The sequence below is a fragment of the Pseudomonas sp. EMN2 genome (genome assembly GCF_009650555.1).
Taxonomy (GTDB): Bacteria; Pseudomonadota; Gammaproteobacteria; order Pseudomonadales; family Pseudomonadaceae; genus Aquipseudomonas; species Aquipseudomonas sichuanensis.
In genome coordinates, this window is sequence record NZ_VZZR01000002.1 from 21413 (window position 1) to 47915 (window position 26503).

The window sequence follows — 26503 nt, forward strand, 5'->3', positions numbered from 1 at the left end:
TGAGGCCCGAATGGGCAAAGGTGTTGGCCCTGCCGACGCCATCGCGGGGCAAGCCCGCTCCCACGCCATGGTGATCTCCCACTTTTTTCGTGGGGGGTTTGGGGGGCGCTGTGCCCCAGGTGCTGTGCATAACTAGGAGAACCGGGATGGTCTTCTCGTCCAACGTGTTCCTGTTCCTGTTCCTGCCGGTCTTCCTCGGCTTGTACTACGTGAGCGGGAACCGCTATCGCAACCTGCTGCTGCTGGTTGCCAGCTACATCTTCTACGCCTGGTGGCGGGTGGACTTCCTCGCCCTGTTCGCCGGCGTGACCCTGTGGAACTACTGGATCGGCCTCAAGGTGGGCGCCGCCGGCGTGCGCACCAAGCCCGCCCAGCGCTGGCTGCTGCTGGGCGTGGGCGTCGACCTGTGCATCCTCGGCTACTTCAAGTACGCCAACTTCGGGGTGGACAGCCTCAACGCGATCATGACCTCGATGGGCCTGGAGCCGTTCATCCTGACCCACGTGCTGCTGCCGATCGGCATCTCGTTCTACATCTTCGAGTCGATCAGCTACATCATCGACGTGTACCGCGGCGACACCCCGGCCACCCGCAACCTGATCGACTTCGCGGCGTTCGTGGCGATCTTCCCGCACCTGATCGCCGGCCCCGTACTGCGTTTCAAGGACCTGGTCGACCAGTTCAACAACCGCACCCACACCCTCGACAAGTTCTCCGAAGGCTGCACCCGCTTCATGCAGGGCTTCATCAAGAAAGTGTTCATCGCCGACACCCTGGCGGTGGTCGCCGACCACTGCTTCGCCCTGCAGAACCCCACCACCGGCGATGCCTGGCTCGGTGCGCTGGCCTACACCGCGCAGCTGTACTTCGACTTCAGCGGCTACAGCGACATGGCCATCGGCCTGGGCCTGATGATGGGCTTTCGCTTCATGGAGAACTTCAAGCAGCCGTACATCAGCCAGTCGATCACCGAGTTCTGGCGCCGTTGGCACATCAGCCTGTCGACCTGGCTGCGCGACTACCTGTACATCACCCTGGGCGGTAACCGCAAAGGCACTTTCAACACCTATCGCAACCTGTTCCTGACCATGCTGCTGGGCGGGCTGTGGCACGGCGCCAACTTCACCTACATCATCTGGGGCGCCTGGCACGGTATGTGGCTGGCCATCGAGCGTGCGCTGGGCCTGGACACCAACCCGCAGCGCTTCAACCCGGTGAAATGGGCCTTCACCTTCCTGCTGGTGGTGGTCGGCTGGGTGATCTTCCGCGCCGAAAACCTGCACGTGGCCGCACGCATGTACGGCGCCATGTTCAGCTTCGGCGACTGGCAGCTGTCGGAACTCAACCGCGCCAACCTCACCGGCCTGCAAGTCGCGACCCTAATCGTGGCCTACCTGAGCCTGGCGTTCTTCGGCCTGCGCGACTTCTACCGCAACGCCACTCCAGCACCGAAAGCGGCCGTGGTGCAGGTCAACGCCGATGGCTCGGTCGGCCTGGACTGGACGCGGATCATGACCCGCGCCCTGGTGCTGCTGCTGTTCATCGCCTCGGTGCTCAAGCTCTCGGCGCAGAGCTACTCACCCTTCCTGTACTTCCAGTTCTGAGGCCCGACACATGAACCGGACACTTCGCATCACCTACTCGCTGTCGTTCATGGGGCTGCTGGTCGGGCTGGGCGCCTGGTCGGTCGGTGGCCTGGACAGCTTCACCCGCACCGGGCAGATGAGCCTGCTCGACGGCAAGCTGGCCAAGGCCGCCGAAACCCACTACGACGAGCAGTTCCCGATCAAGCGCCTGGGCACCAACCTGTGGGCCGCGCTGGACTTCAAGCTGTTCAACGAAGGCCGCCCCGGCGTGGTGCTGGGCCGCGACCAATGGCTGTTCAGCGACGAAGAGTTCAAGCCCACCGTCGGCGCGCAACAGCAGATGCAGGACAACCTGGCGCTGGTGCGCGGCATCCGCGACAGCCTGCAGCGCCAGGGCGTGCAACTGGTGCTGGCGATCGTCCCGGCCAAGGCCCGCCTCTACTCCGAGTACCTCGGCAAAGAGGCGCCGGCCAGCCTGCACGAAGACCTGTTCAACCAGTTCCACGCCCAGGTGCGCCAGGCAAATGTATTCGCCCCCGACCTGCTGGCCCCGCTGGAGCAAGCCAAGGCCCGTGGCCAGGTGTTCCTGCGCACCGACACCCACTGGACGCCGCTGGGCGCCGAGGTGGTCGCGCAATCCTTGGCCGAAGCCGTCAACCGCCAGGGCCTGCTCACCGGCGAACCCCAGGCGTACATCACCGAGGCCGGCGCCAGCGCGCCGTACAAGGGCGACCTGACCAACTTCCTGCCGCTGGACCCGCTGTTCAGCAACCTGCTGCCCACCCCGGACACCCTGCAGCAACGCAAGACCCATCCGGTGCCGGCCGAAGGCGAAAGCGGCGACGACGCACTGTTCGACGACAGCCGCATCCCGGTGGCGCTGGTAGGCACCAGCTACAGCGCCAACCCGCACTGGAACTTCCTCGGCGCCCTGCAGCAGGCCCTGCGCAGCGACGTCGCCAACTACGCCGAAGACGGCCACGGCCCGCTGCTGCCGATGCTCAAGTACCTGCAAAGCGACGCCTTCAAGAACGCCCCGCCACAGGTTGTGGTGTGGGAATTCCCGGAACGATATCTGCCAATGAAGAACGACCTCAGCGCCTTCGATCCGCAGTGGATCGCGCAGCTGAAGAACTCCCGCAAATCCGAAGAAAACCTGGCCCTGTCGTCCAACCGGACGGACCACTGAAGATAGAGAGGAACACGCACATGACCACCAAGACTTCCATTGCCAAAGCCCTCACCCTCGCTGCCGGCCTGAGCCTGGCCTCGATGCAGGCCTTCGCCGGTGCCGACGCCGCCCTTTACGGCCCGAGCGCGCCGAAAGGCTCGACCTTCGTGCGCCTGTACAACGCTTCGAGCGCCCCCACTGCCGCGAGCGTGGGCAATACCCAGATCAAGCAGGTCGGCGCCCAGGCCAGCAGCGACTTCAGCTTCCTGCCCGGCGGTGACTACACCGCCCAGGTCGGCGGCAAGAACGTCCCGGTCAAGCTGGCCGCCGACAAGTACTACACCCTGGTCAACAACGCCGGCGGCAACCCGCAGCTGATCGAAGAGCCACCGTTCAAGAACAAGCAGAAAGCCCTGGTGCGCGTGCAGAACCTCAGCGACCAGCAACTGACCCTGAAGACCGCCGACGGCAAGACCGAAGTGGTCAAGCCGGTGGCGGCCAAGGGCCGTGGCGAGCGCGAGATCAACCCGGTGAAGGTCAACCTCGCGCTGTATGCAGGCGACAAGAAAGTCGGCGACGTCAAACCCGTCGCCCTGGAGCGCGGCGAAGCGGCCGTGCTGTACGTCACCGGCTCCGGCAGCAGCCTGTCGCCGGTCTGGGTCACCCGCCCAGTGTCCACTAACTGATCCCTGCCTCTTAACGACCTTATTGGAGAAACAACATGATCCCGGTAATTCTTTCTGGTGGTAGCGGTTCGCGTCTGTGGCCTTTGTCGCGCAAGCAGTTCCCCAAGCAGTTCCTGGCCCTGACCGGCGAGCACACGCTGTTCCAGCAGACCATCCAGCGCCTGGTGTTCGACGGCATGGACACCCCCATCGTGGTCTGCAACAAGGACCACAAGTTCATCGTCCAGGAGCAGCTGGGCGCGCTGAAACTGGAAACCCAGGCCATCCTGATGGAGCCGTTCGGGCGCAACACCGCGCCGGCCGTGGCGATGACCGCCATGAAGCTGGTCAACGAAGGCCGTGACGAATTGATGCTGGTGCTGCCGGCCGACCACGTGATCGAGGACCAGAAGGCCCTGCAACGCGCCCTGGCCCTGGCCACCGTGGCCGCCGAGCGCGGCGAGATGGTGCTGTTCGGCGTGCCGGCGACCAAGCCCGAGACCGGCTACGGCTACATCCGCTCCAGCCAGGATGCGCTGCTGCCCGAAGGCGTGGCCCGGGTGGCGCAGTTCGTCGAGAAGCCCGACGAGAAACGCGCCGGCGAGTTCGTCCGCGCCGGAGGCTACTTCTGGAACAGTGGCATGTTCCTGTTCCGCGCCAGCCGCTTCCTCGAAGAGCTGAAGAAACACGACCCGGACATCTACGACACCTGCCTCTTGGCCCTGGAGCGCAGTGACGAAGCGGACGATGTGCTGAGCATCGACGAAGCCACCTTCGCCTGCTGCCCGGACAACTCCATCGACTATGCGGTGATGGAAAAGACCCAGCGCGCCTGCGTGGTACCGCTGTCGGCCGGCTGGAGCGACGTGGGTTGCTGGTCGTCGCTGTGGGACGTGCACGAGAAGGACGACAACGGCAACGTCACCAAGGGCGACGTGGTGGTGCAGGACAGCCACAACTGCATGATCCACGGCAACGGCAAGCTGGTGTCGGTGATCGGCCTCGAGAACATCGTGGTGGTGGAAACCAAGGACGCCATGATGATCGCCCACAAGGACAAGGTTCAGGGGGTCAAGCAACTGGTCAACACCCTCGATGCCCAGGGCCGCACGGAGACCCAGAACCACCTGGAGGTCTACCGCCCGTGGGGCTCGTACGACTCGGTGGACATGGGCGGGCGCTTCCAGGTCAAGCACATCACCGTCAAGCCGGGCGCCGCGCTGTCGCTGCAGATGCACCACCACCGCGCCGAGCACTGGATCGTGGTGTCCGGCACCGCCGAGGTGACCTGCGACGAGAACGTGTTCCTGCTCACCGAGAACCAGTCCACCTACATCCCGATCGCCTCGGTGCACCGCCTGCGCAACCCGGGCAAGATCCCGCTGGAGATCATCGAAGTGCAGTCCGGGAGCTACCTGGGCGAGGATGATATCGAGCGCTTCGAGGATGTGTATGGGCGTACGTCCACGCCGGTGGAGCGTGGGGTTTCGGTGAAGACCATCGCGCAGTAAGGACAAAAGGCCATACCAACAGCAAGCTGGCCTCTACGCAACTCCTCATAGGAGCCAGCTTGCTGGTCATGACCAGCGTTGCACGTCGGCAAGTGTGTACACTTACGACATCGCAGAAATAACAACGCAGCGAACATCAGTTCGATTTTACTTTGTCAAATCAAGTTCAAAGCGTCCAGAAAATTCAACATCCTGGCCTTTATGATCTTTCAAGCTCGCAGTAAATGACTCACACTTGAGAGTAGTCGAATTATTTATCAACCCTTTGATTTTGCCTGACTGCCCCCTGGCAAAGGGAGTATCCCCCCCTTCGATTTCTGCATAGTTAACGGGAATGGATTCCGGTGTCTGAGGAGTATCCTTGAACTCCAAAATAATCATTGTTCCGTCTTGGACCGCCAGGATCCGCAGCCTTCCGTGATATCTCAAAAGGTCAACCTCAGAGAGGTTAAACTTGAATTCCGGAGCATCCTTATAAACTACAACACCTTTGAAAACACCACTCGCAGCGAGTAAAGACAATGAGCTTTTCATCATGCACCCTCTTCAAATTGATATGAACAGCATCATCATCCTAGGCTTAAGCTAACACCTCGCGAAACTAGCAAAATTAACAGGTACACTTGTACGAAATTTATACGACAAGCTTTCAGGACAATCTCCAAGCACATGTGAGACCGGCGTTGACGCCGCTGACATGTGAGTTTCGATGGAAACCATCGCTGTATTTCCTTGCCCGCTACACCTTTTGAGCCCTCACTCATTTCCCGCTACGATGATCGAACCCCCGCCATCAAGGCCTATTCAATGATCATCGGCGCCCTGCTCGTCCTCACCTGGCTGGTCCTGCTGCTGCGCTACCCGGCCAAGGCCCTGCCGATTTCCCTGGCGGCCGTGTGCGGACTGGGGCTGGTGGCACTGGGCGTGGTCTGGCAGGACAACCGCGAAGCGTCGCAACTGGCGCGCCTCGATCTGCGCCTGAGTTACGCCCCCGATCAATGCCCCGCCGACCGCGCCCTGCAGGTGCGCATGAAGAACGGCAACAAGGTCCCCTTGTCCGAACTGCGCTGGCGCGTGGGCGCCTATGCCCCGGGCGATACCGTGAACCTTGCCGAGAACACCTATGCAGCACCGCGCTATCGCGGCCCGGGCGAATTGCAGCCCGGCGCCGAGTGGAGCGACTGCCTGCCGTTGCCGCCGCTGCGTTCGGGGTATCGGCCGCAGACCCTTGAGTTTCGTGCCGAGCATCTGCAAGGTACATTCGCCAACTAATCTGTTGTCTTTACTGGCCTCTTCGCGGGGCAAGCCCGCTCCCACAGGTATTGCACAGGCCTTGAGAACGGTGCCGATCCTGTGGGAGCGGGTTTACCCGCGAAGAGGCCGGAACAGGCACTATCAAAACCTCCAGACCACAGGCCCCCTCCATGCCCACCGTCCTCATCACCGGTTGTTCCAGCGGCATCGGCCGCGCCCTGGCCGACGCCTTCCGCGATGCCGGCCACGAAGTCTGGGCCACCGCCCGCAAGCTCGACGATGTCGACACCCTGCTCGCCGCCGGCTTCGCCGCACGGCAACTGGATGTGAATGACAGCGAGGCGCTGACCCGCCTGGCCGACGAGCTGGAAGACCGCCACGGTGGCCTCGACATCCTCATCAACAACGCCGGCTACGGCGCCATGGGCCCACTGCTCGACGGCGGTGTCGAGGCCATGCGCCAACAGTTCGAAACCAACGTTTTCGCCCTGGTGGGCGTGACCCGCGCGCTGTTCCCGCTGCTGCGGCGTTCCCGTGGGCTGGTGGTGAACATCGGCAGTGTCTCGGGCGTGCTGGTCACGCCATTCGCCGGCGCCTACTGCGCCTCGAAGGCGGCGGTACACGGGCTGACCGATGCGCTGCGCCTGGAGCTGGCGCCGTTCGGCATCCAGGTGATGGAAGTGCAGCCGGGGGCGATTGCCTCGCAGTTCGCCAGCAATGCCCAGCAGCAGGCAGAACAGGTGCTGGCGAGCGACTCGCCGTGGTGGCCGTTGCGTGAGCAGGTGCAGGCCCGGGCGCGGGCCTCGCAGGATCGGCCGACTTCGGCGGCGGTGTTTGCCCAGCGCTTGCTGGCCGCTACGCGCAAGTCGCCAGTGCCGGCGCTGGTGCGTATCGGCAATGGCAGCACGGCGTTGCCGTTGATGGCGCGGGTGTTGCCGCAGAGGTTGCTGGATTGGGTGTTGCGCAAGCGTTTCGGGTTGTTGCGGCCGCTCTAACTCAATCGCGGGGCAAGTCGCCCCTCATCGAACTGCACGCATCCTGTGGGAGCGGCTTTAGCCGCGAACACCGGCAGAGCCGGTGCCATCCACCGCGCCGCCTGCTTCGCGGCTAAAGCCGCTCCCACAGGAACTGTGCGCTTGCGAACACAGTTCCTGGTCGAACGCCTGCCAGCCGCCACCCAGGGCCTTGTACAACCCCACCAACGCCTGCGACACCGCCGCAGAGCTGTCGATCCACTGCTCTTCGCTGGCCAGCAGCGCCCCCTGCACGCTCAGCACATTGAGAAAGTCCACCGCCCCTTCCACATACTGGCGCTGCGCCGTCTCCAGGGCGATGCGGTTCTGCCGCACCGCCTCGGCCAAGTGGTCGCGGCGCAGCTGGCTGGCGTTGTACAGGCGCAGCACGTCGTCGATCTCATGCCAGGCACCCAGCACCACCTTGCGGTAGTTCAGCGCCGCTTCCTGTTGCTGGGCTTCGCGCAGTTCCAGCGTGCCCTTGAGCCGCCCACCCTCGAAGATCGGCAGCGACAGCTGCGGCCCGAAGGCAAATCGTCGTGAATCCCAGGCGCCGAAATCGGACAACTGCATGGCCTGGAAACCGACACTGCCCGACAGCCGAATGCTCGGGTAGAAGTCAGCCTTGGCCACGCCGATGCTGGCGGTGGCCGCATGCAGGCGGGCTTCGGCCTGGCGGATGTCAGGGCGGCGCTCGGCCAGCTCCGACGGCAGGCCAATGGCAAAGCGCTGCTGCGGCTCGGGCAGCTCGCCGCCTTGCAACAGCTCGCTTTGCAGGCTGCGCGGCGGTTCGGCGGCGAGCAGGCTGAGGGCGTTGATCAGGTCGTCGCGGCGCGCCTCCAGGGTCGGCAGCCGGGCTTCGATCGACGCCACCTGGGCGCTGGCCTGGGCCACATCGAGCCGGGTGGCGACGCCTTGCGCCTGGCGGTCCTCGGACAGCTTCAGGCTGTGGCGGGCAACCTTGAGGTTGTCCTGGGTCACCTCGAGGGTGTGCTGCACGGCACGCAACTGGATGTAGTTGCCGGCGGTTTCCGAGAGCAGCGCCAGCAGCACGCCACGGCGGTCGTTCTCGGCCACTTCGACCGTAGCGTCGGCCGCCTCGACCTGGCGCCGCACGCGGCCCCACAGATCCAGTTCCCAGCCGGCGACCAGGTCGCCCTGCCAGAGGTTGTACGCCGCTTTGCCCGCGTTGCCGGAAGGGTCGTTCAGGCCTTCGGCGCTGTTGCGCGCACGACTGTAGCCGGCATTCACGTCCACCGACGGCGCTTCGTCCGCCGCCACGGTGCTGCGCAGGGCGCGGCTTTGCAGCAGGCGTGCGCTGGCCATCTGCAGGTCGAGGTTGCGCTCGGCGACCTTCTGGATCAGGGCACTCAGGCGTGGATCGTGGAAGCTGTCCCACCAGCGCAGTTCCAGCGGTTCGGCCATCGGTTGGCTGGCCGCAGCCTTACCTTGCAGGGCGGCCCACTCCTTTGGCGCTTCGCTGGTCGGGCGCTGGAAATCCGGGCCCAGGGTGCAGCCGGCCAGCAGCATGGCTAGCAGCACGGGGGCCGCTGCGCGCCCCTTTCGCGACACAAGGCCGCTCCTACAAGGGATCGCGGTCGCCTGTAGGAGCGGCCTTGTGTCGCGATAGGGCTGCGCAGCAGCCCCGGCGCTCTCAAGTCTTTCAACCCCATCGATCGGTTGCCCACTCATCGCGCAGTCACCTCTTTGCCATCGAGCCGGTCACCCTGGGTATCAATGGTCGCCTCCACCGACATGCCCACCCGCAGGCGTGCGAGCAGCGGCTGGCCGTCATCGAAGACGATCTTCACCGGGATGCGCTGCACCACCTTGGTGAAGTTGCCGGTGGCGTTGTCGGGTTTCACCGCGGCGAAGGTCACCCCGGTGGCCGGGGCAATGCTTTCAACATGGCCGTGCAGCTTTTCACCGGCGAAGGTATCGACGCTGATGCTCACCGGCTGGCCCGGTTGCACGTGGGTCAGTTGGGTTTCCTGGAAGTTGCCGACGATATAGGCACGCTCCAGCGGCACCACCGACAGCAACCGCGCCCCCGGATTCACGTAGGCACCCACGCGCAGGGCGCGCTCGCCGACCATGCCGTCCACCGGCGCGGTGATGCGGGTGTAGGACAGGTCCAGCTGAGCTTTCTCCAGCCCCGCTTCGGCACGTTTGAGCTGGCCATCGGCGCTGGCCACCTGGGCGCTGAGGATGTCCACCTGCTTGCGCGTGGCCACCAGGGCCGCCTGGGTATTGGCCAGCCGTGCGCGGGCCTGGTCGACGCGGCTCTGTGCCTGCTGGGCATTCTGCACGGTGCCGGCGCCTTGTTCGGCCAGGCGGCTGTAGCGGGTGACTTCGTGGTCGGCGAAAGCGGCTTCGGCCTGGGCCGCTTTCACCGCCGCCTCGGCCTGGGCAATCAAGGCCGCCTGGCGTTCCAGGGTGGCGCGGGCATCCAGGCTCTGGGCCTTGGCCACCAGCAGTTGGGCCTGGGCGGCATCGAGGGCCGCCTGGTAGTCACGCGGGTCGATGGTCGCCAACAACTGGCCGGCCGTGACTTGCTGGTTGTCCTCCACCAGCACCTCCTTGATGAAGCCCGACACCTTGGGCGCGACCACGGTGTAGTCGGCGGTGATGTAGGCATCGTTGGTGCTCTGGCGATGGTCGCTGCCGAGCATCCAGGGCCCGACGATGGCGGCCAGCACGGCCACGGCCAGTACAGAGCCGATGAACAGCGTTTTGCGGTTGTTGGTCATTTCAATGTCTCGAATTCATCCACAGGTTCAGGCCACCGCACGCGGTGGGTAGACCCGGGTAGGCACGAAGGGAATCAGGCAGATCAAAGCGACGGCGATGCACGCCATCACCAGGTAAAGGTCGGCGGAGGTCAGCACCAGCGCTTGGTCGTGGATGCGCTTGGCCAGGCCGGCGGCGTTGTCGTCCACCAGCGGCGCGTTGCCCAGGCTGTCGACCAGGTGGTTGGAATGGAAATGCCGGCGCACGGTGCCCAGGGCATCGAGCAGGCCACCGGCGATCACCGCCGACAGGCCCTTGACCGTGTTGAACCAGCTGGAGGCAAACGGGCCTTCCTGCGGGGTCATGCCGTTGGTCGAGAGCATCAGCAGCGGCAGCACCGCCATCGGCTGGCCGAACACCTGCAGCAGGTAGAAGGGGTAGAAGTCGCCGCGGATCCACTGCGAAGTGAGCAGGCTGCTGCCCACGCACGATGCCGCCAGCATGGCCAGCCCGAGCGCCAGCACCCAGCGGCAGTCCACCGCGCGGATGTTGCACAGCGCCGCCGTAAGCGGCAGTGCGATCAGTTGCGGCATGGCCACCAGCATCATCAGCGGGCTGGTCTGCGCCGGCCGATAGCCCTGGATTTGCGCCAGGTAAGCAGAGGGAATGCTGCCCACGCCGGAGAGCACGATCAGTACCCCAGCCAGCGTCAGCAGCGCGAAGCTCAGGTTGCGCCGCGACAGCATGCGCAGCTGGAAGAACGGCAGTGGTTCGGACCATTCGTTGTACAGGAACAGCACCAGCAACAGCAGGCCACCGCCGAGCAGCCAGCAGATCAGCGGCGAGTCAAACCAGCCCCAACGATCGCCCAGCGACAGGCCCAGGACGATGCTGCTGATCGCCGGCAGGCCGAGCAACACGCCGCGCCAGTCGAACTGCTTGAAACGCTCCAGGCGCAGCGGGTCCTGGGGCAGGCCCCAGCCCACGCAGGCCATGGCCAGCAAGGACGGCAGGATGATCTGCCAGAACGCCCACTGCCAGCCAACGTATTCGGTCCACAGGCCCGCCAGGGGTGTGCCCAGGTTGGGCCCGAAGGTGGCGGTCAGGGCGTAGCAGGCCAGGCCGTAGACCTTGATGCCCGGCGGCAGGAAGCGCAGGGCCACGCTCATCAGCATCGGCGGCAGGGCACCAGAGGCGAAGCCTTGCACAATGCGCAGCAGCATCAGGCTGTGCAGATTGGGCGCGAAGGGTTGGAGCAGGCCAAGCACGGCGAACAGGCCGACGGCGGACATCGTGAAGCGGCGCAGCGAAAAGGTGGTGGCCAGCCACGGGGCGAAGGCCATGGCCGACACCGAGGCGGCGCTGTACACCGCCAGCAGCCAGGCCCCTTCGTCGGCACCGATGCCCATGGCGCCACGGATGTCGCTCAGGGAAATCTTGGTCACCACCTCGTTGAGCCCGGCGCACAACACCGCCAGCAATACGCCGAACAGCCCCACCACCACCCGTAGGCCGAACGCCGCCTGCACGGGGGCGGCCGGCGCGGGGGCGGCGGCCAGCGCGGCAGAGGGCGCGGTCAGGGAACTCATGGAATGACATCTCCAGCAACAAATTCAGGGCTGGGAGAAGTCTAAGAAGGTCGAATGCTGACGAAAACTGACTTGTTGGCAGGTTTATGTTGCGTCATACGCAATCCAGCTCTGAAATCGGCGGCGTCTGCTTCGCGGGTAAACCCGCTCCCACAGGTACAGCGCAGGCTTAAGATCTTGCGCAATCCTGTGGGAGCGGGTTTACCCGCGAAGCAGGCGACTCGGTTTTACGGCTCACCCGCGCAGCAGGCGCGCATGGTCCGGCGCAACCAACGGTGCGCCGGGTCGTTGTCGAAGCGTGGATGCCAGGCCTGCATCACCCGCACCTTCTCCAGCGGCACCGGGATATCGAACGAACGCAACGGCAGGCCGAACTTGGTCACGCTGCCGAGGATGTTCGCCGGCATCGGCAGGATCAGGTCCGACTCCGGCAACGAGAACATCGCCGAATGAAAGCTCGGCGTGATCAGCGCTACCCTGCGCTGCACGCCATGGGCGCCCAGCTCTACATCGATCGGCCCGTTGGCCCGCCCGCGTCGCGACACGCTGATCTGCGGGTAGCGGGCAAAGCGCTGCGGGGTGATCTCGGCGTCGAAGATCGGGTGGTCGGCCCGCGCCAGCCCGACGAACCAGGTGTCGAACAGGCTCTGTACCTTGATCTCCGGCCCCATGTCGATGCTCGAACTGACCACCAGGTCGATCTGCCCATGGCGCAGCACCAGGTCGTCATCGCCCTGGTGCTCGGGGACGAAGCGCAGCACGGTGTTCGGCGCCTCGGCCAGCATCATGTGCAGCAGACGGGCGCCGTACAGGGCGATGAACAGGTCGTTGGTGCGGATATTGAAGGCCCGGTCGAGGTTCGCCAGGTCGACCTCGTCGCCACTGCGAAACACCAACCCGGCCTGCTCCACCAGTGCCCGCACCTGGTCGCGCAGGGCCAGCGCCCGGGGCGTCGGCACCAGCCCGCGGCCGGCGCGCACCAGGATCGGATCGCCCATGGCCTCGCGGATGCGCCCCAGCGTGCGGCTCATGGCTGCCGGGCTCAGGTTCATGCGCTGGGCGGCGCCGACCACGCTGCCTTCGTCGAGCAGGGCGTCGAGGGCGACGAGCAGGTTCATGTCCGGGAGTTGCATGGCCGTTTTCCGTGACAGCTGTGGGAAACGCGATGGTATCAGGTTGGTGGATTGCGTCAGACGCAATGGCACCGTGCGTGGGGGGCCATTTATCCCGGCCGGTCGATGCGTCAGCCTGTACCGGCCCAATCGCGGGGCAAGCCCGCTCCCACGAGCAATCTATAGATGGCGTGGGAGCGGGCTTGCCCCGCGATTGGGCCGCCACTGCCAACAAGGAATTCCCATGCCACACCCAGTGCTGATCGCCATCGACGCCTCCCCCACAGCCGCCAGCCTGCTCACCCTCGCCCGCCGCTACTGCCGCCCCGGCGAGCACACCTTGCACGTGCTGTTGGCCATCGACGCGACCTTCGCCGTGCACGGGCAGCACACGACCTACACCGCGCAAGAGCTGCAGGAATACCCCGCCGCCTGCGACGAGCAGAAGCTGGCTGAACATGCCGTGAGCAACGCCGTGAAGACCCTGCGCGAAGCCGGCTTCGACAGCCTCGGCTGCCTGGTTGCCGCTCAGCCGGTGGACGCCATCGTCGCCAAGGCCCGGGAGCTTGAATGCGAGCTGATCATCGTGGGGCACCGCCACCTGTCGCGGCTCGGAAGGCTGCTGGATCCGTCGATCAGTGCCAAGGTGATCGATCGGGTAGAGGTGCCGGTGTTGGTGGGGGCGGCCTCTGAAAGCTAATAGATGTTTGGTCTGACTGTCCTTGCAGGCCTTGTGCAATTGCCGCTGATCGTCTTCGAAGTTGAGTTGAAAGGTTTTAACTTCTAGGAACATTGGTGCAAGCCTGCGAACTCGATACCCCTTTCAGTCAAGGAACCGAGCAAGGGCGAGCGGGAACTGGGCTGGGTTCGACTCACGCCTGCCGCTACCCGTCAGTCAGAAATGATGGGGATCTCTAACGAACTTGGTACCCTCAGCCAACTTTTCGAAATGCATCTTGGCCGACCAAAGCCTATTAGCCCGCATCCTGTAGTGGCCGGTTACGTTATCAATGACAACTTTATTTCCTTCCATTTTCAACCATCCTGCGGCAACAACTGAAGGACTGGTCTGAAAGTCACGCGCTGCAATCGCGGCCATGCTTGCATGGGAAGCTTTATGACGATTAAGGACTGGGTCAAGATAGGCCATGACTATCACCTCACCTTTATCGGTAAGCACCCATTTTTTTTGCGTTTTCGATAGATTGATAGCGGTCATCAACGACGTTTTATCGGCTACAACCCTTACCTCCAATGACTTAGATTCCATCTTGGAAGTGGTGTATGAAATCTCATCGTCGAGCTTTAGCGTTTCCCAGTTTTTAAGGGGTTTCCTCGCCGTAATCTCTTTCGACCACCCCTTCATCCCTTGGATTAGACGACGCACGCCAAACGAAAACTGGCCAGTAGGATCAGTCATGTTGACAGGATCACCCGAACAGTAAGCGTAGGCATTAAGACCCCCACGTCCAAATGGGCTCAGCCTGTCCGGGCACTGAAATCGCATCAGCCCGACGTTGTAGATCCTGTGCCCATTCCCAAGCGCGTAATTGCCAGTTAATGCATCAGCTTGAACACCATTGAATCCGAGCAGCCCCGCAGCATCGCTCAGGCCGCCAGAATAGCCATAGGGCCCATAGGCGCGCCAACAGCGTGGTTTGGATTCACCTGCGTTCATCCATGTGCCCTCCATCAACCGCCCGACGAAACAGTCTCTGCCACTATTCTCTGATTCTCCCCCTTGCATAACTGGCAAAATTATCAGTTCTCCTGATGGCCCGGCTTCACCACCACCGTACAAGTCGTCCCCGCCGCCAGCAGATACCCCTCCGGCACCTCATCGATATGAATCCGCACCGGCACCCGCTGCGCCAGCCTTACCCAGTTGAAGGTGGGATTCACATCGGCGATCAGCTCGCGGCTCTGCGGGTTGTCGCGGTCGTAAATACCCCGGGCAATGCTCTCCACATGCCCGCCCAGGCGCTCGCCGCTCATCATCTGCAACTCGGCCACATCGCCCACCTTCACATGGGGCAACTTGGTCTCCTCGAAGAAGCCGTACACCCAGAACGAGTTTTCATCCACAACCGCCATCACCGCCTCGCCGGTGCGGGCGTAGTCGCCCTTGTGGATGTTCAGGTTGGTCACGTAGCCATCCACGGTGGCGACGATCTGTGTACGCTTGAGGTTGAGCTCGGCCGCAGCCAGCTGGGCCTGGGCCTGCTGGTAGTCGGCCAGCGCCGAGTTGGCGATGTTGCTGGCGTCGTCGCGGTTCTCCTTGGAGATCACCAGGTTGTCCATGTCGGCACGGCGCTTGGCGTTGACCTTGCGCATTTCCCAGGTGGCCTTGCGCGAGGCGACCAGCGCCTTGGCCTGATCCACCGCCAGCTGGTAGTGCTCGGGGTCGATGCGGATCAGCACATCGCCCTTCTTCACCCGCTGGTTGTCCTTGACTGGTACGTCCACCACATAGCCCGGCGCGTCGGCGGCGACGTTGATGATGTCGGCGCGCACCCGGCCGTCGCGGGTCCAGGGCGTGGTCATGTAGTGCAGCCACAACTGGCGGCCGATCACCACGGCAGCGGTCAGCACCAGCAGGGTGGCGATCAGGCTGAAGAACTTTTTCATCGAAGGTTTCTCACCAGTAGAGCGACAGCGCCAGGGCGCCGAACAGGCAGACGAACAGGGAAAGGCGCAGCAGCGCCGGGTGCCAGAAGAAGCGGTAGCCGTCATGGCTGGCGATGAACCGGTCCAAGCCCCAGGCCAGGCCCAGGGCGAACAGGAACATCAAGGTCATGGTGGGCATGTACACGCCATGGAAGGCGATCTCACGGGGCATCGTGCAGTCCTTTCGCCGGAGCCAAGGGCGACTGTGGGTCGAGCAGGGAGGTTCGGATGAAGTGCAAGTAGCTCTGCGCCCGGCGCAGCACCGAGGTGTCGAAATGCCGGGCGAAGGGTTCGTCGGTGGCCTGCACCCGGCTGATGGCATGATCGACGGCCACCAGGGCGCGCTCGTGGTTGCTGGCGCTGGGTTGCAGGAACAGGCGCGCCAACGCCCGGCCCATCACGCGGATGGCCTGGCGCCAGGGCTGCGACTCGGCATAGGCCGGGTGCACCGGCGCGCGGGCCTGCTCCTTGCGCAGTTCGATGACGGCGTGGCCGATCTCCAGCACCGTGAACATCCAGCCCATCAGTTGGCTTTGCACCTGCGGCTTGCCGGCGGCCAGGCCATAGGCCTGGTGCAGCAGGTCGCGGGTGCGGCTTTCGAAGGCCGAGCCCAGGCCGCGCAGGCGACCGCCGATGGCGAACAGCACCTGCTCGCGCAGTTCCTGCTCCAGGCGGCTCCACAGCCAGCGGCTGTTGGGCGGCAGGATGATCGCCCCGGCCGCGGCGCAGACGAACATGCCGATGACCATGCCGATGTAGTCGTTGATGAAGGTGTAAGGGTTGTAGACGGTGAGGTTGTTGGGCACCGAGCCGATGGCGAAGAACACCAGCAGGCCCAGGCCATAGCCGGCGTAGGCCGGGCGTGAGGCGAGGAACGCACCGAGCACGAACACCGGCGCCAGCACCATGCACAGCAAGGGAAAGCCGTCGATCCAGGGGAACACGAAGAAGGTTTCGAAGAAGCCGATGAAGGCGCCGATCGCCGTGCCGCAGGCCATCTGGAACGACATGCGCTTGGGGTTCGGCGAGGCCGCCGACAGGCCCACGGTGACGGTGGCGATCAGGGTCATCATGGCACCACTGGGCCAGTCGCTGAGCAGCCAATAGCTGCCCAGCAGCAACAGCACCGCCGACGCGCGCACGCCAGCGGCCAGCGACACCAGCCAGCTGGTCTGGGCCACGTAAGGCTCGTCCCATTGCTCGCGCTCGTGGGTATGGGCGGCCAGCGAGGCGTGGGTCTCGGCGTAGCTGTACATCTCGTCGACGAAGCGGTAGAGCAGCTCGAAGGCGGTGTGGAAATCAAGCAGATCGGACTCGCTGGGGCAGGTTTGCAGGTAGTCCGCCCGCAGCCCACGGACCTGGGCTTGCAGGCCTTCCTTATAAGTACCCAGTTCGAGCGCCAGGCGCAGCGCATCGGCATCGGTCAGCGCCCGGCCTACATAGGGTTGCAACAGCTCGGCCAGCGTCTCAAGGCCCGGCTCGATGGCGCCGACGATCTGCAGCGGGCCACGGGCGCGCAGGCGCTCCAGCAGCCGGTGCAGGGCGTTGAAGCGGGTGGTGATGGCCATGAACTCGCTGTTCATGCGTACCAGCCGGCCAGAGCGGCGACGCATGTGCGGGTCTTCGAAGGCGGTGACGTTGCGCAGGCTCTCGAGCCCTACCGCTTCGGCGACGAAGCGTACGTTGCTGGTCTCGTAGCGGTCGCGCTGGCTGTCGCCGCGCAGCGCTTCGACCACCACCCCGGCGAAGGTGCCGAAGCGCTGGTACAGGGCGTTGCGCATGGCGGCGCTGGCCGACTGCGGCAGGATCGCGGCGCTGACGAAGGTCGACACCAGGATCCCCAGGGCAATTTCCAGCACTCGCCACACCGCGGCCATGAACGCCTGGTCGGGGTGCTCCAGCACCGGCAGACCGATCATCGCCGCAGTGTAACCGGCCAGCACAAAACCGTAGGCGCGGAAGGTGCGGTAGCGCATGGCACCGGCCGAGCACAGGCCCACCCACAAGGCCAGGCTGGGCAGGAACAGCTCGGTGTTCTGCGGGAAGATCGCGATCAGCGCAACCATCATCGCCGAACCGGCCAGGGTGCCGAGCACCCGGTAGAAGCTCTTGGCGAACACGTGGCCGCTTTGCGGCTGCATGACGATGAACACGGTGATCATCGCCGTGCGCGGCTGCGGCAGCTCCAGGCGCATGGCCAGCCACAGGGTAATGAAGGCGGCGGCCAGGACTTTGAAGATGTACACCCAGGTGACGCCGTCGGTGCGCGCCCAGGCGAAGAACCCCCGGCGCCATTCCAGGCTCTGCAGCCAACGCAGGGGCAAGCTCAGTGCGCTCATTGGGCGTGGTCCGCGTGGTCGAGGAGTTTGTCGACCAGCGTCAGGGCGGCCGGGGTCTGCGGCGCGGCCTGACGCTGTTCATCCGGCACGACGTTGCCGGCTTCCAGGCCGCCGCCCAGGGCGGTGACCAGTTCGGCATGGGCGATCAGGCGCGCGGCCTGCACTTGCTGTTGCACCTGTTGCTGGCGGAACAGTAGGGTCTGGGCGTTGAGCACGTTGAGGTAGTCGGTGAGCCCGCGCTGGAAGGCCACCGTGGCGATGTCGTAGGTCTTCTGCGCGGCGGCCACGGACTCGGCGGCGAAGTGCGCCTGCTCCTTCATCGACTCGCGGCGGATCAACTGGTCGGAGATGTTCTTCAGCGCACCGATCACCGTCTGGTTGTAGCGCGCCACGGCCACGTCATAGCCGGCCGAGGCCACGCCCAGCTGCGAACGCAGGCGGCCACCATCGAAGATCGGCAGGGTGATCGCCGGCCCGACGTTGTAGTTGAACTTGCGCCCGGTGAGGAACTCCAGCGGGCCGCCGCCGGTGGCCATGAAGCCAAGGCTGCCCACCAGGTCGACATTGGGGAAGAAACCGGCATGGGCCACATCGATGCCGCGCGCCTGGGCGGCGACCTGCCAGCGGCTGGCGACCACATCGGGGCGCTGGCCGACCAGTTCGGCGGGCAGGTTCGACGGCAGCTTGAGCGGCGCGCCCAGGGTCAGGCTTGGGCGCTGCAGCTTGCCGCCCTCCCCCGGTCCCTTGCCGGCCAGGGCCGCCAGCTGGTTGCGGGTCAGGGCGATTTCTTCGTTGAGGCTGTCGATCTGGCGGTGGGTTTCGGGCAGCGGCGCTTCGGCCTGGCTGACCTCGAAATGGGTGCCGATGCCACCGTCGAGGCGGCGCTTGGCCAGGGCGACGATCTGCTCCTGCTGGGCCAACTCGGCCTGGACGATATCGCGCCGGGCAAACTGCAGGCTGAGCTGGATGTAGCTGCGCACCACGTTGTTTTCCAGCTCCAGCTGGGCCTGACGCGCCTCGGCCACGCTCATGTGGGCCTGATCCACGGCCTGTTCGCTGGCATTGCGTTCGCGGCCCCACAGGTCCAGCGCGTAGCTGAAGCCGATGGCGGCGTTGTTGTCCCAGGTGTTGGCGCCGGCCAGCGCGCCGGGGCCGTAGAACTGATCCTCGGGCCAGTTATGGCGCTTGAGCGAAGCCTGGCCGTTGGCCTGCAACTGCTCGGCCGACTCGACCACACCGGCCATGGCCTTGGCTTCACGCACCCGCGCGGCGGCCATGGCCATGCTCGGGCTGCCCTCAAGGGCCAGCGCCACCCAGGCGTTCAATTGCGGGTCGCCATAGGCGCGCCACCACTGCTGGGCCGGCCAATGGGCATCCCGCGCCGCCTCGCGAATGGCGGCGTCGGTGGTCAGTTGGTTGGCTTGGATTGTCTTGCTTTGCGGGGCAATGCCCCAGGTTCCGATACAGCCGCTCAAGGACAAGCTAAGGGCACAGGCACTGAGCGCTCGGAGCGCTCCGATGTGGCGACGCGGCACAGCTGCGATTTCCCGAGGAAGAGGTGGAGGGGCTGGGCCATTCTAGGGGTGGGTTTGATTGGCGATAAGCGCATATTCCTGCGAATCTTTGTTACCAAAACAGCGATAATCCGGCTTTGGTCGAACGTGAATTCGCGTTACTTCATGTCACAATTTTGTCCTCTAACCCGAGAGTGACCCATGGACACCCTGCAAAACATGCGTGCTTTCAGTTGTGTGGCCCAGCTCGGCAGTTTCACTGCCGCCGCCGTGCAACTGGATACGACCACCGCGAACGTCTCGCGCGCGGTCTCCAACCTGGAAGCCCATCTGCAAACCCGCCTGCTCAACCGCACCACCCGGCGCATCGCGCTGACCGAAGCAGGCAAGCGCTACCTGATGCGCTGCGAACAGATCCTCAGTTACGTCGAGGAGGCCGAAGCCGAAGCCAGCGATGCCCATGCCCGCCCAGCCGGGCAGCTGAAGGTGCATTCGATGACCGGTGTGGGCCAGCATTTCGTGGTCGATGCCATCGCCCGTTACCGCGAATCGCACCCGGACGTGACCTTCGACCTGACCATGGCCAACCGCGTGCCCGATCTGCTCGACGAGGGCTATGACGTGTCCATCGTGCTGGCCAGCGAGCTGCCGGACTCGGGCTTCGTCTCGCAGCGCCTGGGCATCACCTACAGCATCGTCTGCGCCTCGCCCGAATACGTGGCGCGCCACGGCACCGCGCACAAGCCGGCCGACCTGCTCAAGCATTCGTGCCTGCGCATGGTCAGCCCGGTGATCCCGCTGGAGAAGTGGCTGTTCGACGGCCCCGAAGGCCAGGAGCTGGTCAACATCACCACCTCGCCGTTCCAGGTGAACTCGGCCGATGCGATGAAGACCGCGATCCGCAGCAGCATGGGGGTTGGCGTGCTGCCGATCTATTCGGCCATCGATGCCCTGCGTGACGGCAGCATCGTGCGGATCATGCCCGACTACCGCCTGCAGGAGCTCAACCTGTACGCGATCTACCCGTCGCGCCAGTACCTGGATGCCAAGATCAAGACCTGGGTCGAGTACCTGCGTAATTCGTTGCCGGAGATTCTGGCGGCCCATGAGGCGGACCTGAAGACCCACCAGGTGCAGATCGCCAACTGAAAAAGCTGCTGCATTGCGGGTGGGGACAATGGTAGGTTGCTAAGCAATGACACCGCCATTCGCGGGGCAAGTCGCATCGGCGCACCGCCGCTCCCACGCCTGTTTTTCGAATTGGCGTGGGAGCGGGCTTGCCCCGCGATGAGGCCCTACCCACCTTGCAGAGAAGCCCGATGAAAAAGACCGTCCTGGCCTTCAGCCGCATCACCCCCGCCATGGCCGAGCGCCTGCAACAAGACTTCAACGTGATCCTGCCCAACCCGAAACTGGGCGACATCGCCGCCCAGTTCAACGAAGCCCTGCCCGAGGCCCATGGCCTGATCGGCGTGGGCCGCAAGCTCGGCCGCGCGCAGCTCGAAGGCGCTGGCAAGCTCGAGGTGGTGTCGAGCGTCTCGGTCGGCTACGACAACTACGACCTGGCCTACCTCAACGAGCGCGGCATCGCCCTGACCAACACCCCCGACGTGCTCACCGAAAGCACCGCCGACCTGGGCTTCGCCCTGGTCATGGGCTGCGCCCGCCGTACCGCCGAGCTCGATGCCTGGACCAAGGCCGGCCAGTGGCAGGCCACCGTGGGCCCGGCGCACTTCGGCACCGACGTGCACGGCAAGACCCTGGGGATCGTCGGCATGGGCAACATCGGCGCGGCCATCGCCCGCCGTGGCCGCTTCGGTTTCAACATGCAGGTGCTGTACGCCGGCAACAGCCGCAAGGCGGCGCTGGAGCAGGAGCTCGGCGCACAGTTCAGGAGCCTGGATGAGCTGCTGGCCGAGGCCGATTTCGTCTGTATCGTGGTGCCGCTGTCCGAGGCCACCCGCAAGCTGATCGGCGCACGGGAATTGCAGCTGATGAAGCCCAGCGCGTTCCTGATCAACATTGCCCGCGGCCCGGTGGTGGACGAGGCGGCGCTGGTCGAGGCGCTGCAGAACGGCACCATTCGTGGTGCCGGGCTGGATGTGTACGAGAAAGAGCCGCTGGCCGACTCGCCGCTGTTCAAGCTGCCCAACGCCCTGACCCTACCCCACGTCGGCTCGGCCACCGCCGAAACCCGCGAGGCCATGGCCAACCGGGCGATCGACAACCTGCGCGCGGCGCTGCTGGGTGAGCGGCCGCGGGATCTGGTGAACCCGCAGGTGTGGAAAGGCTGATAGTCGCTTGCTGACTGGACGGGCCCTATCGCCGGCAAGCCGGCTCCCACAAGGTTTCAATGATCGCTGTGGGAGCTGGCTTGCCAGCGATAGGGCCAACCCTCACTTCACTGCCAGTACGCCTTCGACCGGCTTCGCTTTGGGCTTGCGAAACACCAGCACATTCCCCGCCATCACCACCACCAACCCCAGCAGCGCCGGCGGCGTCCATTGGTAGCCTTCGGCGAACGCCGACACATTCAGCGCCACCAGCGGGAACAGTACCGTGCAGTAGGCCGCGCGCTCCGGCCCCATGCGCCCGACCAGGGTGAGGTAGGCGGTGAAGCCGATCACCGAGCCCGGGATCACCAGGTACAGCAGCGAACCGATATAGCGCGTGTTCCACTCCATCTGGAACGGGATGCCGCTGACCAGGCAATACACAGCCAGCATCGACGCGCCGTAGAGCATGCCCCAGGCATTGGTGGTCATGGGCTTGAGCCCGGCCCGTTGCTGCACGCTGGAGAGCATGTTGCCGGCCGAGAAACACAAGGTGCCGAGCAGCGCCAGGCCCAGGCCGTAGAGGGTTTCGCGGCTGGCGGCGTGGTGCGAAAGCTCCGGCCAGAACAGCAGCCCCAGCCCGAGCAGGCCCATGGCACCGCCGCCGAGCACGTTGGCGGCAACCTTCTGGCCGAAGAAGATCCGCGCATTGAGGGCATTCCACAGGGTGGCGGTGGAAAACACCACGGCGATCAGGCCGCTGGCGATCCACTGGCTGGCGGTGAGGAAGCACATGAAGTTGACGCAGAACAGGCAGAAACCCTGGGCCAGGCACACCAGATGGCCGCGCCTGTCCATCGGTTGCAGGCGCCGGGTAAGCAGCAGGATGGCGAACAGGATCAACCCGGCCAGGGCGAAGCGGTAGACGATCGACACCGGGATGGCGACCACGCCCAGTTGCAGTTTCAGGGCGATCCAGGTGGTGCCCCAGATCAGGACGGTGAGCAGGTAGAGCGACAGGTTCATGGTGAACTCCCAGGGCAACCGGCCCATCGCGGGGCAAGCCCGCTCCCACTCACAAGACAGGCGTGGGAGCGGGCTTGCCCCGCGATGGACATCACAGGAATCCAGTCTCAGGCCTGGGTCCCCCGCCCCGCTTGCACAAACTTGCGCTTTTGCTCATCAGGTAGCTGCCAGCCCCTCGCCATCGCAGTACGATGGCCACCAGAGGACCCGCCCATGCCCGCACTCGATCACCTGCAAGTCTTCAACGCCATGCACGCCTCCCCCCACGCCCGCCTGGAGCTGAGCGCACAGCTGGGCGACGGGCTGGCGGCGGCGTTGTGGAGCAACCGTGACGACGCCCGCGACTACCAGGCTCCCGACCACCACACCCTGTCCTGCTACATCGCCGATGGCACCGGCACATTCCGCCGCCAGCGTCCGTCGGCCAAGGGTTCGCCGGGCAAGCTGTGCATCATGCCCGCCGGCCACGAGTCGAACTGGGTGGTCAACGGCTCGATCCGCCTGGCCCACCTGTACATCAGCGAAGCGCAGTTCGCCCTGGGCTGCACCCGCCTGCTCGACCGTGAGCCACGGGAGATGCAACTGCGCGAGGCGACCTTCCTTGAAGACCCTTTGCAGGCCGCGCGCTTTCGCCAGCTGATCCAGCTGGACTGGGCCGAGCCCGGCGAACGGCTGCTGGCCAGCAGCCTGGGGCACGCCATCATCGACCATGCCGTGCTGCACCAGGCGGGGCTGCGCCAAGGGCTGAAACTCAAGGGCGGGCTGGCGCCGCACCAGCGCCGGCAGTTGGTCGAGTACATCGAGGCCAACCTCGACCAGCCGCTGACGCTGGGTGAGCTGGCGCTGCGCTGCAACCTGTCCGAATACCACTTTGCGCGGATGTTCCGGGCCAGCTTCGGTCTGCCGCCGCATCAGTACCTGCTGGCCCGGCGCCTGCACCGGGCCGGTGAGCTGTTGCGCCTGGGGCAACTGCCGCTGGGGCAGGTGGCGTTGCTGTGCGGGTTTGCCAGTGCCAGCCATTTCAGCAATCGGTTCAGGCAGGCACTTGGGGCGACGCCAGGTGCCTATCGCCAGGCCTTGCGCGGGTGAGCACCATCAGCTGAGTACAGCGTCCCACAGTGCCTTGCGATCGAAGTAGGTAACCGCTCGCCTGATCTTGTTACCCTTCATCTCGAGAAGGTCGACCCCAGGCACCGCGATCTTCTTGTTTTCCGAACCGGCAATGACCCCGCTACCCGTCACGTGCATCACCCATTCCCAGGTGAAACGTTGACCGTCACCGTAGATACCCAGCGTATCGAACGTCATGTCGGGAAAGTTTCGCCAGGACACATTGCGCAGGAACCCGGGCAGTGACTTGCGATCGAGGGTTGGGTGGGGCGAGTCGACATAGATACCCTTGCGCGTAAAAGTGCTTGCCAGGAGCTCGGCATCGCGCCGCGTCCAGCCCTTCACATAACGACTGATCGCCTTGGGGTATGGGCTTTGGTTTGTCATGCAGTTGGCCTCCTGGGCATCCGTGAGTGCCATCTTCGAATCGGCCCAGGCAGCCGTCTACTGGTAAAAATGACAGTCCTGCGACGTTCAGAACTCGAACGTACTCGACAGGCTCACCTGCCGCGCATCTCCCACCGCGACGAAGTAACGGTTCACCGCCGAGGTGTAATACACCTTGTCGAACAGGTTCTTCACGTTCAGTTGCAGCAGAACCTTGTGCTCGTCGAGCTTGGTCTCGTAGCTGGCAAAGGCATCGGCCACGGTATACGCCGGCAGGTCGAAGTCATTGGTCGCATTGCCGGCGCGTTCCCCCACATAGCGGGCGCCCGCCCCAACACGCAAGCGGTCGCCGCCGAACAGGCTGCCGTAGTCATACACCGCCGACAGCGAACCACTGTGGCGGGCGACGTTCTGCAGGCGATTGCCCTTGAGGTCCGGGTCCTTGGTCACTTCGGCATCGGTGAAGGCGTAGGCGCCGATCAGGCTCCAGCGCTCGCTGAGCTGGCCGGTCAGGTCCAGTTCGACGCCGCGTGAACGCACTTCACCGGCATTGCTGTAGATGATCGTGCCGGGCTGGGTATCGCCGTCAGCCACCAGCACATTGCGCTTGTTGATATTGAACAGCGCCAGGGTACCGGTCACCCGGCCCGGGATATCCAGCTTGGCGCCCAGCTCCCACGACTTGCCTTGCTCCGGCTCGATGCCTGAGTCGAGGGTGAGGGTCTGGCCACCGCCGATGCTCAGCGGCGCGATGGTCGAGTTGGGCTTGAACGACTCGCTGTAGCTGCCATAGAACGACAGTTGCTCGTCGAGCTTGTACACCAGGCCCGCATGGGGCACCCAGGTCTGGCCGCTGTTGTCGGTGTTGACGTTGAACGGGCGGCCACGGCCGGCGTACTGGTCGAACTGCTGGAAGCGCCCGCCGGCGACCAGGATCCAGTGATCGTCCAGGTGCCAGGCATCCTGCAGAAACAGCGAGTCGCTGCGCAGTTCGTCGGTCTGGTCGCTGTCGCTGGCGCGCACGGTGGTGCCTTCTACCTCGCGGCCGTAGACCGGGTTGAGGTAGCTGAAAGTCGAACGGCTGTTCTGGCGGATCAGGTCGGCGCGGTAGATCTTGCGGTCCTCGTGATCGACACCGACCAGCAGGTCGTGACGCTGGCCGGCCAGCTCGATGTTGCCGTTAAGGCTGAAGGTCGCGAACTGGTCACGACTCATGGCGCCCTGGGTGCCGTCGATGCTGCGGGTCAGCGTGCCTTTTGCCTCGTTCACTCCGGTCACGCGGACCTGGCTGGCGTCGTAGGTCTCGCGGTTGAAGCTGTAGCCGAAGTGGGCTTTCCAGGCGTCGCTCAACGCATGATCGACCTCCAGGCGATACAGGTCGGAGCGGCCTTCCATGTCGTTGAACGGCTCGTCCAAGCGGCGGCTGGCGGGGATGTTCAGCGGGTGCCCGTCACTGCCGAAGGCGGTGCCGCGGTCGAACGGGTAGCTGAACTCACGGTGCTCGTAGGCCAGCACCACCTGGGTGTCCTCGCCCAGCCAGGCGAACGACGGCGCCACCAGCGACTCACGGTGCACGCCGAAATTGCGCCAGTAGTCTTCGTCTTCATGGTCGACGATCAGCCGATAGGCAAAGTTGCTGTCGCCCAGCGCGCCGGTGCTGTCCAGGCCGCCGCCGCTGCCGTTCTTGCCGCTGCCGTAGCTTGAGCCGCGCAGGGTCACGGCGTTGTACTGCGCAAGCTGCGGGCGCTTGCTGACCACGTTGATCACCCCGCCCGGGTCCTGGATGCCGTACAGCAGCGAAGCGGGGCCCTTGAGCACCTCGACCCGCTCGGTGCTGGCGTTGAGGGCGCGGCCCTGCACGATGGGCATGCCGTCGCGCATGATCGAGCCGTCGCGGTTGTCGCCGAAGCCGCGCTTCATCACGGTGTCGGCGGTGCCACCGAAGTTGTTGCCCTGGGTGATGCCGCTGACGTTGTACAGCGCATCGTCGAGGTTGCGCGGCGCCTGGTCGCGGATCACTTGCGCGGGCACCACGTTGATCGCCTGGGGGATGTCCTGGGTCGGGCCCTGGCCGCGCATGATCGAGGCGCTGGCCGGGGGCTGGTAGCTGTAGTCGTCGGCCTGGGATGTGACGGTGGTGGCTTGAAGGTTCACGGCCCCTGAAGTGTCGGCCTGTTCGAGGGTCAGCGTGCGGCCATCGACGCGGCGCCAGGCCAGGCCGGAGCTGCCCAGCAGCTGCTGCAGGGCCTGCTCGGCGCTGAACGTGCCGTTCAAGGCGGGCGCCTGCAGGTCGGGCAGCGCCAGGGTGTAGACCACGCTCTGCCCGGTGGTGCGGCTGAAGGCGTTAAGTGCCTGGGCCAGCGGCTGACTCGGCTGGGCGAAGGCATAGGCCTGGCTCTGCTGCTCGGCCATAGCCTGAGGGACCATGGCCAGCACCGACAAGGTGCTGAGGCCGAACCAGAGCGGGACGCAACGCGGGGTGAACTTCATGGACGCTGACCTGTGAGAGGGATGATTGCTTGCGAATGAATCGCACTTCCACTCACTACACGGATG

Annotated in this window: 22 protein-coding genes and 1 pseudogene; 10 read left to right on the forward strand and 13 right to left on the reverse strand. The window is 64.8% G+C overall.

Going from position 1 to position 26503, the window contains the following annotated elements; all coding sequences use genetic code 11:
- Positions 1-146: 146 nt before the first annotated feature.
- Genes F6X61_RS00190 through F6X61_RS00205 form a run of 4 tightly spaced genes read left to right on the forward strand, consistent with a single transcriptional unit; the run spans position 147 to position 4933 of the window.
- Positions 147-1604 (forward strand): MBOAT family protein, encoded by a 1458-nt coding sequence (locus F6X61_RS00190; RefSeq protein ID WP_153784859.1) that lies wholly within the window; start codon positions 147-149, stop codon positions 1602-1604.
- Between the two features lie 10 nt (positions 1605-1614).
- Complete coding sequence (locus F6X61_RS00195; protein WP_153784860.1) at positions 1615-2775, forward strand: alginate O-acetyltransferase; 1161 nt, start codon at positions 1615-1617, stop codon at positions 2773-2775.
- A 20-nt stretch (positions 2776-2795) separates the two neighbouring features.
- Positions 2796-3443, forward strand: coding sequence for an alginate O-acetyltransferase AlgF (locus F6X61_RS00200; protein WP_153784861.1), 648 nt, complete (start codon positions 2796-2798; stop codon positions 3441-3443).
- Between the two features lie 35 nt (positions 3444-3478).
- Positions 3479-4933 carry a mannose-1-phosphate guanylyltransferase/mannose-6-phosphate isomerase gene (locus F6X61_RS00205; protein ID WP_153784862.1) on the forward strand — a complete coding sequence of 485 codons (1455 nt, stop codon included), beginning with the start codon at positions 3479-3481 and terminating at the stop codon, positions 4931-4933.
- Between the two features lie 147 nt (positions 4934-5080).
- On the opposite strand, the gene F6X61_RS00210 is transcribed toward F6X61_RS00205, so the two are convergent.
- The gene (locus tag F6X61_RS00210) at positions 5081-5470 is read right to left on the reverse strand and encodes a hypothetical protein (protein ID WP_153784863.1); all 390 of its coding nucleotides are present in this window, start codon (positions 5468-5470) and stop codon (positions 5081-5083) included.
- Positions 5471-5740: 270 nt separating this feature from the next.
- Here F6X61_RS00210 and F6X61_RS00215 point away from each other — a divergent pair, with 270 nt between their 5' ends.
- Positions 5741-6205, forward strand: coding sequence for a multidrug transporter (locus tag F6X61_RS00215; RefSeq protein WP_153784864.1), 465 nt, complete (start codon positions 5741-5743; stop codon positions 6203-6205).
- Positions 6206-6357: 152 nt separating this feature from the next.
- Positions 6358-7182 carry an SDR family oxidoreductase gene (locus F6X61_RS00220; protein ID WP_153784865.1) on the forward strand — a complete coding sequence of 275 codons (825 nt, stop codon included), beginning with the start codon at positions 6358-6360 and terminating at the stop codon, positions 7180-7182.
- A 138-nt stretch (positions 7183-7320) separates the two neighbouring features.
- Here the strand turns inward: F6X61_RS00220 and F6X61_RS00225 are convergent.
- The 4 genes and pseudogenes from F6X61_RS00225 to F6X61_RS00240 form a co-directional block, all read right to left on the reverse strand.
- A pseudogene (locus F6X61_RS00225) lies at positions 7321-8730 on the reverse strand (efflux transporter outer membrane subunit); the annotation flags it as partial.
- Positions 8731-8888: 158 nt separating this feature from the next.
- Positions 8889-9950 carry an HlyD family secretion protein gene (locus tag F6X61_RS00230; protein WP_153784866.1) on the reverse strand — a complete coding sequence of 354 codons (1062 nt, stop codon included), beginning with the start codon at positions 9948-9950 and terminating at the stop codon, positions 8889-8891.
- Between the two features lie 27 nt (positions 9951-9977).
- Entirely contained in the window at positions 9978-11519 is a 1542-nt protein-coding gene (locus F6X61_RS00235) for an MFS transporter (protein WP_153784867.1), read from the reverse strand.
- 227 nt (positions 11520-11746) lie between these two features.
- Complete coding sequence (locus F6X61_RS00240; protein ID WP_153784868.1) at positions 11747-12652, reverse strand: LysR family transcriptional regulator; 906 nt, start codon at positions 12650-12652, stop codon at positions 11747-11749.
- 223 nt (positions 12653-12875) lie between these two features.
- Here F6X61_RS00240 and F6X61_RS00245 point away from each other — a divergent pair, with 223 nt between their 5' ends.
- Positions 12876-13331, forward strand: a complete 456-nt coding sequence (locus F6X61_RS00245; protein ID WP_153784869.1) for a universal stress protein — start codon at positions 12876-12878, stop codon at positions 13329-13331.
- A 195-nt stretch (positions 13332-13526) separates the two neighbouring features.
- On the opposite strand, the gene F6X61_RS27445 is transcribed toward F6X61_RS00245, so the two are convergent.
- The 5 genes from F6X61_RS27445 to F6X61_RS00270 form a co-directional block, all read right to left on the reverse strand.
- Entirely contained in the window at positions 13527-14309 is a 783-nt protein-coding gene (locus tag F6X61_RS27445) for an RHS repeat-associated core domain-containing protein (RefSeq protein WP_371923643.1), read from the reverse strand.
- 83 nt (positions 14310-14392) lie between these two features.
- On the reverse strand, positions 14393-15259 hold the full coding sequence (locus F6X61_RS00255; protein ID WP_153784870.1) for an HlyD family secretion protein: 867 nt from the start codon (positions 15257-15259) through the stop codon (positions 14393-14395).
- Positions 15260-15269: 10 nt separating this feature from the next.
- On the reverse strand, positions 15270-15470 hold the full coding sequence (locus F6X61_RS00260) for a DUF1656 domain-containing protein (RefSeq protein WP_008097766.1): 201 nt from the start codon (positions 15468-15470) through the stop codon (positions 15270-15272).
- Positions 15460-17637 (reverse strand): FUSC family protein, encoded by a 2178-nt coding sequence (locus F6X61_RS00265; protein ID WP_153784871.1) that lies wholly within the window; start codon positions 17635-17637, stop codon positions 15460-15462. Before F6X61_RS00265 ends, F6X61_RS00260 begins: the two co-directional genes overlap by 11 nt.
- Complete coding sequence (locus F6X61_RS00270) at positions 17634-19172, reverse strand: efflux transporter outer membrane subunit (RefSeq protein WP_153784872.1); 1539 nt, start codon at positions 19170-19172, stop codon at positions 17634-17636. The genes F6X61_RS00265 and F6X61_RS00270 overlap by 4 nt, the downstream gene beginning before the upstream one ends.
- 180 nt (positions 19173-19352) lie before the next feature.
- On the opposite strand from F6X61_RS00270, the gene F6X61_RS00275 reads away from it, so the two are divergent.
- Together F6X61_RS00275 and F6X61_RS00280 are read left to right on the forward strand one after the other, a co-directional pair.
- Entirely contained in the window at positions 19353-20300 is a 948-nt protein-coding gene (locus F6X61_RS00275; RefSeq protein ID WP_153784873.1) for a LysR family transcriptional regulator, read from the forward strand.
- A 170-nt stretch (positions 20301-20470) separates the two neighbouring features.
- The gene (locus F6X61_RS00280; protein WP_153784874.1) at positions 20471-21445 is read left to right on the forward strand and encodes a D-glycerate dehydrogenase; all 975 of its coding nucleotides are present in this window, start codon (positions 20471-20473) and stop codon (positions 21443-21445) included.
- A gap of 102 nt (positions 21446-21547) precedes the next feature.
- Here F6X61_RS00280 and F6X61_RS00285 read toward each other — a convergent pair whose 3' ends face one another.
- A complete protein-coding gene (locus F6X61_RS00285) occupies positions 21548-22450 on the reverse strand; it encodes a DMT family transporter (protein WP_153784875.1) in 903 nt (300 codons plus the stop codon).
- A gap of 213 nt (positions 22451-22663) precedes the next feature.
- On the opposite strand from F6X61_RS00285, the gene F6X61_RS00290 reads away from it, so the two are divergent.
- Positions 22664-23539 carry a helix-turn-helix domain-containing protein gene (locus tag F6X61_RS00290; protein WP_153784876.1) on the forward strand — a complete coding sequence of 292 codons (876 nt, stop codon included), beginning with the start codon at positions 22664-22666 and terminating at the stop codon, positions 23537-23539.
- Between the two features lie 6 nt (positions 23540-23545).
- Here the strand turns inward: F6X61_RS00290 and F6X61_RS00295 are convergent, their stop codons facing one another.
- Both F6X61_RS00295 and F6X61_RS00300 read right to left on the reverse strand, forming a co-directional pair.
- Complete coding sequence (locus tag F6X61_RS00295) at positions 23546-23947, reverse strand: nuclear transport factor 2 family protein (protein WP_178125727.1); 402 nt, start codon at positions 23945-23947, stop codon at positions 23546-23548.
- 87 nt (positions 23948-24034) lie between these two features.
- Positions 24035-26437, reverse strand: coding sequence for a TonB-dependent siderophore receptor (locus F6X61_RS00300; protein WP_153784878.1), 2403 nt, complete (start codon positions 26435-26437; stop codon positions 24035-24037).
- Positions 26438-26503 lie beyond the last annotated feature (66 nt).

Excerpts from the sequence above, each read along its gene's own strand:
- F6X61_RS00245 (WP_153784869.1), top strand. The coding sequence starts at position 12,876 with ATGCCACACCCAGTGCTGATCGCCATCGACGCCTCCCCCACAGCCGCC.
- F6X61_RS00205 (WP_153784862.1), top strand. The coding sequence starts at position 3,479 with ATGATCCCGGTAATTCTTTCTGGTGGTAGCGGTTCGCGTCTGTGGCCT.
- F6X61_RS00240 (WP_153784868.1), bottom strand. The coding sequence starts at position 12,652 with ATGCAACTCCCGGACATGAACCTGCTCGTCGCCCTCGACGCCCTGCTC.
- F6X61_RS00300 (WP_153784878.1), bottom strand. The coding sequence starts at position 26,437 with ATGAAGTTCACCCCGCGTTGCGTCCCGCTCTGGTTCGGCCTCAGCACC.
- F6X61_RS00285 (WP_153784875.1), bottom strand. The coding sequence starts at position 22,450 with ATGAACCTGTCGCTCTACCTGCTCACCGTCCTGATCTGGGGCACCACC.
- F6X61_RS00195 (WP_153784860.1), top strand. The coding sequence starts at position 1,615 with ATGAACCGGACACTTCGCATCACCTACTCGCTGTCGTTCATGGGGCTG.
- F6X61_RS00280 (WP_153784874.1), top strand. The coding sequence starts at position 20,471 with ATGAAAAAGACCGTCCTGGCCTTCAGCCGCATCACCCCCGCCATGGCC.
- F6X61_RS00230 (WP_153784866.1), bottom strand. The coding sequence starts at position 9,950 with ATGACCAACAACCGCAAAACGCTGTTCATCGGCTCTGTACTGGCCGTG.
- F6X61_RS00210 (WP_153784863.1), bottom strand. The coding sequence starts at position 5,470 with ATGATGAAAAGCTCATTGTCTTTACTCGCTGCGAGTGGTGTTTTCAAA.
- F6X61_RS00190 (WP_153784859.1), top strand. The coding sequence starts at position 147 with ATGGTCTTCTCGTCCAACGTGTTCCTGTTCCTGTTCCTGCCGGTCTTC.
- F6X61_RS00265 (WP_153784871.1), bottom strand. The coding sequence starts at position 17,637 with ATGAGCGCACTGAGCTTGCCCCTGCGTTGGCTGCAGAGCCTGGAATGG.
- F6X61_RS27445 (WP_371923643.1), bottom strand. The coding sequence starts at position 14,309 with ATGAACGCAGGTGAATCCAAACCACGCTGTTGGCGCGCCTATGGGCCC.
- F6X61_RS00220 (WP_153784865.1), top strand. The coding sequence starts at position 6,358 with ATGCCCACCGTCCTCATCACCGGTTGTTCCAGCGGCATCGGCCGCGCC.
- F6X61_RS00275 (WP_153784873.1), top strand. The coding sequence starts at position 19,353 with ATGGACACCCTGCAAAACATGCGTGCTTTCAGTTGTGTGGCCCAGCTC.
- F6X61_RS00290 (WP_153784876.1), top strand. The coding sequence starts at position 22,664 with ATGCCCGCACTCGATCACCTGCAAGTCTTCAACGCCATGCACGCCTCC.
- F6X61_RS00295 (WP_178125727.1), bottom strand. The coding sequence starts at position 23,947 with ATGACAAACCAAAGCCCATACCCCAAGGCGATCAGTCGTTATGTGAAG.
- F6X61_RS00215 (WP_153784864.1), top strand. The coding sequence starts at position 5,741 with ATGATCATCGGCGCCCTGCTCGTCCTCACCTGGCTGGTCCTGCTGCTG.
- F6X61_RS00255 (WP_153784870.1), bottom strand. The coding sequence starts at position 15,259 with ATGAAAAAGTTCTTCAGCCTGATCGCCACCCTGCTGGTGCTGACCGCT.
- F6X61_RS00235 (WP_153784867.1), bottom strand. The coding sequence starts at position 11,519 with ATGAGTTCCCTGACCGCGCCCTCTGCCGCGCTGGCCGCCGCCCCCGCG.
- F6X61_RS00200 (WP_153784861.1), top strand. The coding sequence starts at position 2,796 with ATGACCACCAAGACTTCCATTGCCAAAGCCCTCACCCTCGCTGCCGGC.
- F6X61_RS00260 (WP_008097766.1), bottom strand. The coding sequence starts at position 15,470 with ATGCCCCGTGAGATCGCCTTCCATGGCGTGTACATGCCCACCATGACC.